Here is a 15,295-nt window from a genome sequence, read left to right on the forward strand (position 1 = left end):
TTTATAGATTTAACTTTTTCTTTCTTGATAATTTTCTTCGTATAGCAAGCCTTCTTTTAGCATCAGGACTTGCTTTAAAATCTGCTCTTTTTGCTTTAACCATTTTTTTTGCTTCTTTTCTTATAGTTTTCGTCACAGTATCTCTTGTATATCTCTTTTTACCCTTGTGTTCATTTTTTGATAAAATCTCTAAATTACTTTCATCGTTATATAAAAAGTTTTTGTACTCCTCGGTTTCATCAGACGACATCTCACTTTCATCATATTTATCTACTTCATCATCAATTGCTATATAATCAATCATATGATCTATATCTGGTTGTTTGTCTTTTGCTCCTTTGGTTTTATGTTTTCTAATTTCTCTTCCCATACCATCAAGTTTAATAACCTCTCCTTTACCATCAAATCCTGAATGTAATTTCCCACTGGAATCTGTTTGTCTTTCCATCAAACTTTTTCTAGTATCTCTATGTTTACCTGTATAGAATGAACGAGAACCTCTATAAGATGTACCAGGAGTTCTATATATTTCTTCAGGATCAATATAACCATCATCTGATTCTGGCTCGTAAGTTTCGCCATCAGATTCTTCTATATTCATTTCTTCATCTTCAGAACCGCCTTCATATCCTTCATCATCACTATCTACACGTTGTACTATATTTTTATTACTTTTTCTATTATCTATTAATTGAAAAGGGCTGTTTTTTGTGCTATTTTGATGTATTAAATTAGCTGCTGATTGATGTGCTTTATTTTCATTTTTATGAGTATACATAACTAACTTGGTTAAATACATTAATAAAAAAGAGATTGTTTAAAATGAATGCTTAAGTTAAATTTAAACAATCTCTTTTTTTTTAATTTTAAGAGGCTAATGCTGCTGCATTGGCTGCTGCTAAACCAGCTTCTAAAGAATTTAATTTTATAGTTGCTTTACTTAACCTTGTTTCAGCTTCATTTAATTGTTCTGAAGCTTTTTTATTTGCTCTTAAAGTGCTGTTATATTTTACAACTGCATTATCATATGCTAAATAAATTAATGATGTTAAATTAGCTTCATCTGAAAATGACGTAGCATTGATAATTTCCTTTTTATAATCATAAAGTCTATTAATAAATGAATTTATTTCTTCTTCATTTTGATGCTCAAAAACATACCCTGTAATAAATTCAAATAAACGAATAGCTTGTAAAAATTCTAAAGCCATTACACCTTGAGATTCTATTGTAGTTGTTTGAGATGCTACCACTGAATTTAAAGCTGTAAGTGTTAGTGCTACTGCATTATTTGCACTAGTACCTGCATTGGTTACCATAGTAACTAATTCATCAGATATTAATGGGTTTTGTGCTTTTTTACGAATTACTAAGTTGGATAATTTATTAACTACTTCAGCCGAATAAATCAGCTTGTTAATTACTACCTCAATACTCTGTGCTACTTCTTTTATTTTTACATCAGATTTTAAAATACCCTTAAAAGTTATTTTAGAGTTTATTAGTACATCGAATACATTATCTATAATTTGATTTAACGATTCTTTATTAGCTAATGCTGTATTTTTATTTTGCATATCAACAGCTAATAGAGAATCTAAATTATTTGATTTTTCTGTTAGAGAATTTACAATTGCTTGTAATTGTTCAACTTCATTTTGGGCTATTAATACTTCATTAGATAAAGCATCTAACTCAGCCTTTTTCTTTTCGGTTATTCCGTATTTTTTATTTAAAGTAAGCGTTGTCATAATATTTTATTTTTTATTGATTGTATATTGAAATACTGATGTTTCTTGAATATTTGATAAAGCTCCTATAAACTGAACTTCCTCATCTTTCTTTTTTGGCATTGCCAATACAACTGGTATATACTCACTACCAGCTATTAAACTATTACCAAAGCTATCTGTTGTTGATACATTAATATCAAAAGAATACTTCTTTGAAGGTGCTGAAGGAACTGTTGCAATACCATAACTTTCTACTTCCAATCCTTTTGCAATTGTATAATTGAAGAAAAAACCTGGTTTTTTTAAATCTTTTTCTAGTTTTTTAATTTCTTCTTCAATTTTTTTGAGTTTGTCTATTAACTCTTGTTTTTCTTTTTCTAAAGTTTCTAATATAGCATTCGTTGATTCTTCTTTTTCATTACTTATTGAAATAGATATTTTTGACTTTATCTGTTCCAGTAATAGTTTTAAACCTTGTTTCTCTTTATTTTTTTTATAATATTCATCTAATTCACTTGCTGCTTTTTCTAATTTTTCTAGCTCTTTTGCTGTTAATAATCCTTTTGTTAACTTAGGGTTGAATAATAAAAATATACAACGATATTCTACATTAAAATCACCATTCTGTTTTGCTGTAAAAGTCATTTTATTAGTATCAATAGCTATTTTTTTTGCCGCAGTTAATCTGTTTTTTAAAGTAAAACACGCTGATGGTACTGTTAAATAATCATCAAAAGTGTTAATTATTTTTTTGTAGCCATTATCAAAAACAGCTAAAACATATACTACATAGTTTTCTCCTATTTTAATATCTGCTCCATTAACATCTCTTAAATATTTTTGTTTTGGGGCTTTATTTTCTTTGTCTTTTTTTAAATCTGAAGCATCCTCTTCTACAACCATTAATTCTGGTCGAATACTAATTGTTTCTTCATATAAATAGTTTTTCTTTGATTTTACTGGAGAAACACTTGGTATTTTTATATACAACTCTTTGTCTTTGTCTTCTGTGATTAATCCTTCGGCATCAGATAATGAGAAAAATTCTTTATCTTTATTCTTCACTAAAAATATGTAATAGTTCTTTACAGGATATCCTTCTTCATTACTCCCCGCACTAACACCTTTTTCTTTACTATCTTCAAACGGACTTTTATAGTTATTAAAACTTACTTTATAGTTTGTTGGCCTTCCTTCTTCAACAGGTATCGTTACTTTTAAGTCTAAGTTTAATTGTTTGTTACTTAACTCGTAAGCATCTTGAGTAGATTTATATACAACTCCGGTATCTTCAAGAGTTCCTTCAGCTTTTTTTTCTGCAGAATTTGCTGTAGCCAAAGCTTCTGTATCTGTCATCACAGCAGTTGAAGCTGTATTAAAATCAGTATTAACAACCTCTAATAAACCTTTTATTAAAGTATCAGTTGATGCAGTTTTTTCTGCTAAACTTGAAACGGGTACTTCTGCTACATCTGCAGAAGCTTCCATACTTAATTGCGAGGTTTTTTCTGCTAAATAAGCAGTTCCTTTTTTTGTAGGTGAACTTCCATTCATTAAATCATTAGCATACTTACTTTGATCGTAAATTTCAGTATCAAAATCAGCTGCGTTCACAATGCTAAAAATACTTCCAACATCACTTGCTAACTTTAAAATAGCATTGGCAGCAATTTGAACATTTGCTGCTGCTACTGAAGTGTTTTTCACCGTCTCAGGTATAAATGTATTTGCTAAATTAACCGACGACAAAACATTAGTAGACAAATCACTATCTATTACTGCTTGCTCTAAAATTTCTTGTTGAAATTTATAATTATTATTTGCTATAATTAATTCTTCCGCAGCAGAAATACGAGCTCCTTCAGCATAGTATAACGAAAACATAGACGCATCTAAATTTGCTTTTGATTTTTGTAATTTTAACTCTTGCTCACTTAGCGTTTCTAAAACGCTAGTGTGCAAATTTTCATTGTAAGAATTCATAAAATTTGGTTTAGATTATTATTTATTTTAATACTCTTTTTAGAGTTACTTTTTAAAATGACCATGTTACATGCAAGGGTTTTACCATCCATGGAAGTTTTATAATTGAAAAAGAAAAAGGCGATTTTATCAACAAAACATCATAAGGTCTTTTTTCTATAATCAACTCCCATCTATCATCTTCTTCTCTTAATAAACCATCTCTTACTAGCCAGTTCCCTCTGAATCCGTTTACTGTAGTATTTCCTATAGCTGGCCAATATGATATTGCCGCTGTTATTAGTCCGTTTATTAAATCTTCTTCTTTTACTGTTATTTCTATACGATCAGTTATTGGTTCATTTAGTGGTATTCCGCACAATAATTTATTTAAGCTTAAAAGTGATTCTTCTGTTTGTGCCATACCAGTAACTGTATATTGCAAATAGTGCACTGCTTTTAATTGATCTTCTTTCGTATTAAATTTTTCATTTGTTATTAAATTTAACCGGTCTAAAAGCATTAAATAATAACTATTTAACAATACCAAACCTGCATTGTGTATTGGTATACCTACTCCGTTTATTTTTTCTTTTTCTACTGACATGTTATATGTATTTAATTTCTTGTTTTTATTTATTTCTTCTGTTCGTTCAAAAGCTATTTTTAAAGGAGTTGGAAATTGGTCTTTAATAGCACTAATTGCTTGTATAAATTTTTCTTCTTGTATATTTCTTTTTACACTTAACTCCCATAACAATTCTCTCCATATTGATGCAGTTGCCAGCAACCTCCAATTACTATTCGTCCAAGATTTTATTAATTTCTCTAACAAAACTTCTCTAATTATTATCGGTGAAATTTCTTTTATTACGTTATTATCTAAAACCATAAACAAACGTTGTAATGCAGTAAATTGATTTTGTTGTGTTGGATATAATTGTTTTAATACTGATAAGAATTGTGTTGTATCTATTACATTTAACAAATTTGTTATTTGTGTTTTTGATAGATTATTTCTTCTTAAGATTGATAATACCTCTAATGGATAACCCCGTAACACTTTACCTATTAATATTTTAACCGTTATGCTTTTAGAAAAAGTAAACCAAGAAGGTATTTTTGTTTCTAAGAACAACGATTTGCTTAAAGAAGTTAATTTGTTTTTTTGATAACATTCTTCCAACTCTTTAAAAATAGTCTTCGTTCTTTTTTCACTGATTAATAGCTCAAATGTGCTATTTTTAGTTATCAAAATTTCTTTTAATAATTGAGGTACATAAATATTTTCTTCTTTAAGAATGTTTAAAATATTTATTGCAGCAAGTTCATTTAAAATTACTTCTATTAAACTTTCTAATGTGTTAATAGCATTCGTATTCTTTTTAAGGATAACTAAAGTGCTTTTCCAAAATTCATTTTCTATTTTACTTCCTAACTCCTCTTTTTTAACGTGTAACAGTAAATCATGTAATGATGCTATTGCATATATAACTAAATTAAGTGTACTTTTTTCTTTTGATATTAAAACTGTAAATTGTTTAAATGGTATATTCTTTTTTAATATTCTTATTAATTTTTCAGTCGGAAACTCCCTTATTAAAAGACATATTTCTTCTGGATATTCTTCTAAACAAAACAGCAATAAATTATTTAACGGAATATTATTTTTATATAACCTAATTTCATCTTTACCTTTTTCATCATTTTCAAAAACTTCCCTTAAACAACTAACTAAATGCTCCTTAGGCATTACATATAAATTACTTATCGTTGTTTCTTTAATTTCATTATTAGATGTTAACTCATATCTTATTTCATCATTACTTTTATAAGCATCTTCATCTAAGGTATATGAAATGGCTTTTTTTAATAATTCTTGAAACGTTGCTTTATTACCTCTATAACCTAAATAATCTGCAATACACAACCAAAAATGTTCATTAATTATTTTTTTTAGTACTGTTACTGTATGTTTTTTTTCAAAAATGTTCTTTTTTCTAAGGTATGCTAGTGTAATTTCTTTTTTAATCTTAAAAGCATCTGGCAATAAATAATTAGCTATTATTTGTTCATTTTTTATAAAAGTATTGCTGTTATATTTCTTCTCATATACTATATTCCTTAATAAATTTGCTACTTGTTGATGTTTATACTTAAAGTCTTTAATATATTTTAAAACTAAATCTAGTGTGCTGGTTTGCTTAACTTCATTAACCAATAGTTTTAACTCATCCTTATTAAATAATAATTCTTTCTTTGTTTTTTTATGTAACTCTTTTAAAATATAATTTAAAGTATTTTCAAAATTTTTAACGTCAGATAAATCTTCTTTTACTTTTAAGTTTTTAAAAAGCAAGCTTATAAATGATATTAAGTTTTGACTCTTATTAAAACTTAAAACCCCTATGCTTTCTGTTAATATGCTTTGTTGAATTTTGCTAAGTATTTTATATGATTCTTTGTTTACATTTGCCTTACCAATACTTCTTTTTATTTTTTTAATTAACTGATAATGATCTGGATATATTTTTTTTAACAATATTCTAATAATTCCTTCATCATTAAAAAGTTCTGGAATTATTTTTTGAATAACTGCCTGGTTATTATGTTCTTTTAAAAGATTCCATACTATAATTGGCTGTTTTTTAAACCAAACACGAATGGTTTTATAATAACTTTCAGTAAGGGTATTATCTAATTTAAATAACGAGTTATTGGTAAATTCTTTTAATACTTTAACAACCTTATCCTCAGAAAAAACAGGTAGGCCTTTTATTATTTCTCTCCTATGTATTTTATTTAGGTGCTTAAATAAGTATATTGTTTTTGTGTTTTTTTGATCGCTCTTAAGTGTTGTTTTTGTAAGCTTTTCTATTACTTTAATCTTCGTTAGGTTTTTTAAAGCTGCAATTTCATTTAATAAAAAATCTAAAAATTTTGTTTTGGTATGTGTTACCGAATCATACTCTTTTAAAAACTGAAAACTTTTTACTAAAACCCAAGTTTCTTTTAAATTAAAATGCTTGTGTAAAGCTATTTTGTTAATTGAAATAACCTCATCATAAATTATATCTCCCTTATGAGGTGATAGTGTATTTAAAAGTATTTTTATGGCTACTACATCTAAATCATTAACGATAGACCTCCAATTAAATACTTTATTTTTTACTGTATTTAAAATATTTTTAAACCTAGAAGGTGTTACTTCAGATAATGTATGAATTAACTCTTTAAAATGTTGTTTTTGAAAAGTAGTTACTCGGGTATTTGGTGATTGAAAGTAATTATGTAATGTTTGCCAATATTTCTCTAACTGCTTTTCATTAGAGAACTCTGTATTTAAAGTTTTAGACTCTTTTTGAGATATAATTGAAAGAATGAGTATTAAGTTTGTTTTTACATAAGAGTTTTCATTTACCTTATAAACAGCATCTTCAATTAAAGCAAATAGTTCTTTATACTCAATATTAAAATGATTTGCCATTTGCTCAATATTACTTTTTACAAATGTTATTTTATTAAACATAGTACCACGCTCTTCAAAAAGATAATTCAAAATCCAAAACCATAGATTTTTCTTGAAATCATGAATTCCTGATTTCACAATTGTTTCTCTTTCTTGAATTTTTATAAATTCATCTGAAAAATCTATGATATAACTATGATTGCTTTGTTCTAAACTTTCAATAATTTTTTTAATACTTGCTTCTTTAAATTGCCAAGAAATTCTTCGTCTTACATATTCTTTAGTACCTACAGCCTGAATCATATTAATAACTTCTTGACGATTATTAGATAACTGATCAGTAAATATTTGATGAATGGTTCCTTTTACTTCTTGATAATTCCAAGACATTATACCTTGTAATAAAAAATATTTTATAATATTAACATCGGTATTTTCTTCTCTTAGAATTTGAATACTTTGTCCGTGTTTATCCGGGTACATTAAAATATCTTGTAACTGTAACCTTAACTGTTCTCTTATTTTTAAGGCTAGTTCTTCTGTTAGATTATCGTAGTTAACAACACCTAAATCAAGTTTTAATGTTTTTATTTTAAGCGTTTGTCCATTTGCACAAATACTATTAAAAACAGCGTTTACTTCTTTAGGCATATGATGTTCACTCCAAACACTTAATTTATTTTGTAGTTCAACACCTTTTTCTTTTTCATCGAAAAAAGTATTCCAAGAGCAACGTGCTATGATATGATTGCTAGTACTTAACATCTTTTATTAGTATTAAGTTCAACAATTAATTTTACTAGCTCTTCTGCATTTTTTTTAAGTTTTGGATTATATATTTTTTTTTCATTTTGGTTAAAACGTAAACTATTATACCAATTACTATAAGCAACTATTAGCTTTTTAAGCATCCCATTATTTACAAAGTAGTTTTCTGGTACTACTTGAACAGGTAAATCATTCTCTAAGAAAAAATTAAACCTATTTTTGAAATCTGATATTTTAAAACTTCTGTTTTTTTTATCTTTTTTGCCACATTTATTTTTATCAACAAAAAAATCAGGAAATATAAAAATTAGTGAATTATTAAAAAATGAATTTGATAAATGCATTAATGTATCGTTCCAAAATGCATTTACCGAACATAAAAAAGGTGTGCTTTCTATAACTTTAAAATCTTCTTTTATATAAATACTATTAATAATTTCTACATTATATCTATCTTTTACTTTTGCTAAACCATCTTTCTTTTTTAATAAGTATTCAATTAATAATACATCGTTATATTTTAATGAAGATTGATGATCGGCATTATCTTTAATAACTATTTTATTTGTTATTTTTTTTAATTTCTTTTCATTATCCTTTTCTGTAATAATAATTTCAAAGTCAGCAGATTCTTTTAATAAATTCGTTTCAATACATAAAAAACCTTTTCGTTGGGTTATTAACCAATAGGCACAAAAATCAACATGATCTATTAAATAATCTTGGTAATATGTATTTAAAGCAAAGAGTAAGTTTATCTTTAGCTCTACTGCAGAAAAATTAATAAAATCGTTTTCAGTAATACGTTGCTCTTCATTAACTTTAACGGTATTAAAAATAAAATCCTTTTGATTGCCTTGTAACCACTCCTCTCTTTTTCCTTTTATTAATTTTCTTATTTTTTTAAACTCAAAAATTTTATTCTTCTTTGTTTTTTGAATGTTTAAATTACCTCCTTCGCATATCTTTTTTAAAGGCATTGCGCCTATATAATCATATGCTTTCATACGGTAATATGATAAGAGTCCTAAATTTTGTAAATACAAACTTTTAAGAATTACCTTATCTTTTTGAGAATTACCAGAGTATACAGTACCTTCAATTATTATATCGATAACTGAAGGAGATTCTCCGTGACGGGCTAAAAGATTATCTAAAAGATTATTCCTCCTTTCTAAGTTTACCGTTTCATCTTCCATGAAAGATAATAACCCCCATATGTATGAGTTGTACGGATCTATTTGGTATTTTGCCCAACCATTATCTCCTTCTTCAAAAGGAAACAAACCATAAACAAAATCGTGTTTTTGAAAATTTTTTAATAAAGGTCGTATATGAGGTACTTCTTTATATAATGATTGATAATAATAAGTAGGCGAAAAAGAAATGTATGGTACTGGGTATTTTAAATGATGCTTTTCATAAGCCGTTTTTACACTATAAAACTGCTCTCTATCAGTTGGATTTCCAGTTACAGCATTTTCAAATGAAAATAAACCTCCAATATTAGATAATTGCATAAATTGATTGGTTAAAACCTGATCAAAAAGCGTTAGATATCCTTTTAATTGTCTTGACTGTGCTATTTCAAAATCTGAAGCATTAGCACTTACTCCTTTTACACCTACTTTATATGCATCTGGAAATGTATTTTGAATAGAAAAATAACTGCTAATATCTCGGTATTTTCCTTCTGGTAAATTAGGAGCTAATCTTACTCTTGATACTTTACATATTTGTCCGTAAGATTCTTCTAAAAAAGAAAATTCTTTTAATGAGGAAGTTTTTATTGTTGTGTTTATATATCTTCCTTTTAAATTAACTTTTAAATTTGATTCTAAACCATCTATTTTAGGTAAAAAAACAAACACTAATATTTCATCTTCGTCACATTTTACTTCATATTTTGTTACTTCATCTACTAAAAAAACAACATCAGTTATTGAAACAACACCTTCTACATTTTTAATTATTTCAGTAATTTCATAAACCTGAATTCTATTACGTTTCGCCTGCATGTTATCATCAGAAATCCATCCATTTTTAAGCTTAGGTCCATTAAATATTTCATTCGTAGTTAATTCTTCTTTCTTTATTTCTTCATAACCTTTTTGTAATAATTTAGGATATACATAGTTATTAATTGCCTTTTCTATTGCTATTAAAACTGTATTTAAATCAGCCCCATTCGCTAGTTCTAAATTTCCTTTTATAGAATATTCAACTGGATTTAAAATTGTAGGAAATAAAAATAATTCTCCTAAGTTTCTACACTTGTTTAAAATAAAAAAGGTGTTATCTAAAATAATATCACTCAGTGTTTTTACTCCTTTTTCTTCAATTACCTCTTCAACATCTTTTCCTTCAGTATTTTTTTTCTTTACTTTTTTATAATTGGTAACTTCTATTTTTTTTGTCTTATCAATAGTTCTATCAATTAAAATCGAAGTTTTATAAACCGCTTCAGAAGCATTTATACTCGTTTTTACAGGTGAAATTTGAACATTAGCAATGTTTTTTGTATTATCTATTACAAATTTTCTAAAATCATCAATAGATAAAGGTGAAGTTGTTAAAATGTTTTCTGGTAAATAAAACTGATTTTTTACTTTTAATTTACCTTCTTTGTTTGTTAAAACATCTTTAATTGGAAAATTATTACAATATCCTAATTCGGTAAGCGCATAACACAGCTGATCTAGGATTGTAACTCCTGGGTCACTTTGATTTAAATTTGTCCAAGTACCTTTATTATTTCTTTGAATATAAGTAAGTGCCTTATCTTTAAGTAACGCAAAGTTTAACTCTAAAGGTAATGCTGTATCTTCTATGTAATTAAATTCCTCCATTACTTATAATCAATTTTATGGTTATTTAATGAAGGCACTAATAATGCAAACGCTTGTAAACTTGCTGGAGTTATATTTTTATGTAGTTCTTTTTCATATACAATACGTCCTGTAGTTGCTTCTTTTTTACCTAATTTAATTGCTAAGTTTATAATACTATCAATACAATTATAGGTACTCATTATAAATTCTGATATTTGAGCAATACTTACTCCATTATCTATTACTATTTGAGATTGGTTAGTACTAATCCAAGGAGATAAAAAAATATTTATACCATTATTTACCAACTTAGCAACTCCTGAGGGCTTGTTACCTGTCTTTATTGTTATTTCTCCAATTAATTTTATATAGGTAAAATGAAAATTATTTACTTTAATATTTGCAAAATGAGATGCTATTGGCTTTAAAAAACTAGTTACGTTTTGTTGTAAGCATGAACTAACAATTGGTAAAAAAGCATTAGAATCTTTCCAACTTTTTATTGCTTGTGCTAAATAAACTTCGGTGCTTTTAGTCTTTTTATTAAAAAACACTTTGATATAATATATCTCTGTATAAGCTTCTTTAATTACTCTATAATAATCTTGTGATGTTACTACTCTATCTTTTGTTTTTAAGCGAACACTTACACGCTTATTCATTTTCTCTTCCGTTTCTGCTGCTCTTCCCCCAAAAGAAACAAAAGGTTGCATAATTGTTCCTATTTCAGGAATAGCTTCATATGTACTTTCTATTACATTGGCTTCAATAAATGGTATTTTAGGTGAAGTTTCAAATCCTTTTTTTATTCTTTGTAATTTTATACCATTCGTATTTAAAAAAGTTGTTGGAGCATACCAATCAGGATTATTTTTTACATAAATCTTAATCCAATACTTATAATTTGGCATAGTCCAATGCACATTGGTAATATCACTAGGAAAATTAAATGTAATAATACCTGAACAACTAAACTCGTTTGTTGTATCTGATATTACTGTAAGGTTTTCCCAACCCGTTTTACCCAAATACTCATATACAATACTACTAACTTCTTTTTTTACTGTTTTGTAATCTTGTGCCAACTCAAAGTAAAAACTAATTTCTGCTGGTGCAATTACCTCTTCTAACCCTAAAATTAATTGCCCTTTACCATCATATTTTGGCGTTATAGAAGGAAAATTATTTTTTATTTTTAAATTTTCTTTCGTTGTTAAATTACTATCATAAACTTTATAATTTTTAAAAGCATTGTAATAAAAACATTCAATAGGATAATTAGGATACATTACACTTTTAAAACCATCTGTATCACTATTATATTCGTAGGTACAACTGCTTCTGTAATTTCCTTTAAAAAAACCAACTATTGGAGTGAAAGGCTCATTAGCTGGCTCTTCAAGTGGATAAATATCGATACCTTTTTTAATATTTAAAGCCAATAATTCAGCATTATACATTGCTATAGCACCTACTACTTTAGGATATAATAATGTTCCAAACCCTTCTTTAGGGTTTTTAAGTTGCATTCTTATAAAACCTGATGAAGTTTCTTGAGTTAATTCTAAAGGTACATTTTGAATATTTGGATCTATATCATTTTGTAATCTTAGTATTTCTGAAGAGCCAAAAAAACTATAATTAAACATTTTTTTATAAGTAGTACTTAAAAACTCTTTCCTACTAGTGTTTATTGTTATTATTTCAAAAAAGTATCGTGAATAATCTATATTTAAAATAGCTGTTAACTCTAAATCATTAAGTAAACTTATCGTTCCTGAAAGGGGAATTTTCACAACCTCATCCAATTCATTTTCATATGAAAGAGCACCTTTTAAATCTATATTTATATTTTCATTTTTTTGAGTATATTTCCACTTAAATAAATCTCCTATCTTTATTTCTTTCTTTACCTTTATTAAATCTCCAATAGTTTTTGAAAAAGCCTCTTCTAATAATAAATCTTCATTAAAACTTAATAAATCACATACTTTTAAAGATGTATTCAGTTGAAGTTCATCACTTAATTTTAAATCGGTTTTTAAAGAATTTTCTTTGTAAAATATTTTATGTTCTTTTTTTAAAAAATTTTCTATTTCTAAAAAACTCTTTATTTTTAATTCATTCGCTATTAAAAATAATTCAGAAACTTTTAAATGTTGGTTAACTTCAAAAACATCGACAAACTTTATTGTTGATTCATTTTCATTTATGTATAAAAAATCTACATCTTTTATCTTAATGATATCACTAATTTGAGCTCTAGATTCTATTTTTAGTAAACTATCTATTTGTAAATGATCTTTCATTTCTAAAACATCACCTATTTTTAAATCTATAAAAACATTCAATTGATCTTCAACTTTTAAAAATTTGTTTATTTCAAACACATTTTTAATTAGAATAATGTCTGATACTTGTAGTTGTTCGATAGCTACAATTTCTGGAACTCCTTGAAATAAATTATTTGAAAACGTTTCTTTAAGCTCTTTATATTCAAAAAAAACATATTGCAATCCAAAAAGCATATTCATATCTAAAGGTTTCCATAATTTATCTTGAAGTAATTGAAAATCTACCTTAAAAGCCATATCATTAAAAGGCTCTGTAGGTATTATATTTTTTGGGGAATCTATATTTTTTTCTTCATTTGAAAATAAACCATGTATCTTTTGCCAAATACTTTTTAATATTGAAGTAACTTCTTTTATAGGTGGATTTCTATAACAATTATCTTTATACTTATTATATTGGTAATAGTAACTTATAAAGTTATTTGGAAGATTATTCCAATCCATTTTTATAGAAAACAGTCTTACAGGTTTACTAAAAATTTCAGCATTACCTATAATAAAACCTTGATCTTTTTCTGGAGTTGGCCCTAAAGGTTGAAATGGTTTTTCTGTTTCTAATAAGCCAAAATCATTATATAATTGAAAACTTTGTAATTCTTTTACATCTACAGCTATTTTTAATGATTTAATAACTGGTGGATTTTTTAATAGTTCGGTAAAACTCATTTTAAACATTGGCCAAGAGCTCTCTATCCCATCTATGTTTTCTAAAAAAGAAACAATTGCTGGTGCAGATATATCTAAATTTATAACTAACTTTATTTTATTACTATGTTCAGTAATGTTTAAAATAGTATCATCATTTGGTATTAAAAACCATTCTGTAGCAGTACTTAAGTAATAACTTCCTTTTTTAAAAAAATTTAAATCGGCTGTTTCTGAAAATGTGAATATTATTGTTAACTTTCTAACACCTTCTTTTAATAATAGCATCGGTGATGCAAAAGCAAAACCTAATTTTATTTTTTTTCCTTCTTTACTGTTTTGATTGCCAAATGTTTTCCATTGTTTTACTTTACCTTCTTCATCTTTTTGTAAAGTGTTTACATCTTTTTCTTTCTTTTTATAGTATGTTATTAACCCTTTTTTACCTTCTCTTTGAGACAGTGTATAAGTGTTAGATATTCTAGCAGGATTTAACGATACTTTTTCTTTAGTTTCATATAAAATTGGTGATTTATCTTCATACTCTCCTCCGTTAAACAAGGTGGCTATAGGTAATTCAAATACAGATGTTAACTCAGATAATTCAGTACTTATATAAACTTTATCTACTACTGCAAGTTTCTTTTTTTGCAATAAAATATCTTTATAGTAAAAATTTAAATGTTTTTTTGATAAACCATTTAATTGTTGTTTATATACCTTCATTAACTTTGTAAAGGTTTTTAACAATAATGTATCAGGGTAAATATCTTCCCGATTTTGAAAAGCTTTAAAATCTACTGAAGCATACTCAACAATGCTATTAAAAAAAGAAAACAATAAGTCTCCAGTATACTTTAAAGAATTAAAAAAATCTTCAACCTTATTTTCTTCTATTGGATTTTTTAGCTCTAATAATTTTAAATAAGGTATTTTTCCATCTAACTCTTTCCAAACTCTAGCATCGTAAGACTTGTATATATATTTATTTATAGATTTTATACCTTCTATACCATCTATAGATTTAATATGTAGTTCTTCTCTTAACCATAATATCGCCCATAAAAACCGACTGTGTTTTTCTTTTATTTCTTTAAGTATATAAGTTTTTAAATTATACTCAATACTAGATTGGATCATATATTTTACCCAACCTTGTAAAATATGAAAAATGCCAATTATTTGATCAAACAATTGATTAATAGAATTTGTAATTACGTCCTTTAAATCCTCTACTTTATTTGATGTTAAAACCTCTTTTAATTTTAAACAAGTTTGCACATATAATGCATGCATTTTATTAAAGGGTGTTTTAGCTATAGAAGCCAATAAAAAAACAGGGTCTTTTAATAAAAAAGGGCTCCAATCTCCATTAATAGTATTTGTTTGATCGTAAAAATTAATTAATGAAGCAAAATCAACCAAAAAACTTAAATCATCTTTCTCTGTTCTACCATCTATCAAACAAGAATGATTTTCTAGGCTATTACCTAAAGATAAAAGTGCTTTATTTTGGTCTATTAAATTCATTAA

6 protein-coding genes are annotated in these 15,295 nt (G+C 26.3%); all 6 read right to left on the reverse strand.

What is annotated here, in order from left to right:
• Window position 1: 1 nt before the first annotated feature.
• Window positions 2–778, reverse strand: a complete 777-nt coding sequence (locus BLV71_RS17645) for a hypothetical protein (protein WP_143032813.1) — start codon at window positions 776–778, stop codon at window positions 2–4.
• Window positions 779–866: 88 nt separating this feature from the next.
• Window positions 867–1,751: a hypothetical protein gene (locus BLV71_RS17650; RefSeq protein ID WP_093871817.1), complete on the reverse strand. Its 885-nt coding sequence runs from the start codon at window positions 1,749–1,751 to the stop codon at window positions 867–869.
• Between the two features lie 6 nt (window positions 1,752–1,757).
• Window positions 1,758–3,716 carry a hypothetical protein gene (locus tag BLV71_RS17655; RefSeq protein ID WP_093871818.1) on the reverse strand — a complete coding sequence of 653 codons (1,959 nt, stop codon included), beginning with the start codon at window positions 3,714–3,716 and terminating at the stop codon, window positions 1,758–1,760.
• A gap of 52 nt (window positions 3,717–3,768) precedes the next feature.
• A complete protein-coding gene (locus tag BLV71_RS17660; RefSeq protein WP_093871819.1) occupies window positions 3,769–7,929 on the reverse strand; it encodes a contractile injection system tape measure protein in 4,161 nt (1,386 codons plus the stop codon).
• Window positions 7,923–10,781: a hypothetical protein gene (locus BLV71_RS17665; protein ID WP_093871820.1), complete on the reverse strand. Its 2,859-nt coding sequence runs from the start codon at window positions 10,779–10,781 to the stop codon at window positions 7,923–7,925. Before BLV71_RS17665 ends, BLV71_RS17660 begins: the two co-directional genes overlap by 7 nt.
• Window positions 10,781–15,292 carry a hypothetical protein gene (locus BLV71_RS17670; RefSeq protein WP_093871821.1) on the reverse strand — a complete coding sequence of 1,504 codons (4,512 nt, stop codon included), beginning with the start codon at window positions 15,290–15,292 and terminating at the stop codon, window positions 10,781–10,783. The genes BLV71_RS17665 and BLV71_RS17670 overlap by 1 nt, the downstream gene beginning before the upstream one ends.
• Between the last annotated feature and the right edge of the window lie 3 nt (window positions 15,293–15,295).

Origin of the sequence: Tenacibaculum sp. MAR_2010_89 (genome assembly GCF_900105985.1) — a bacterium.
Lineage (GTDB): Bacteria > Bacteroidota > Bacteroidia > Flavobacteriales > Flavobacteriaceae > Polaribacter > Polaribacter halocynthiae.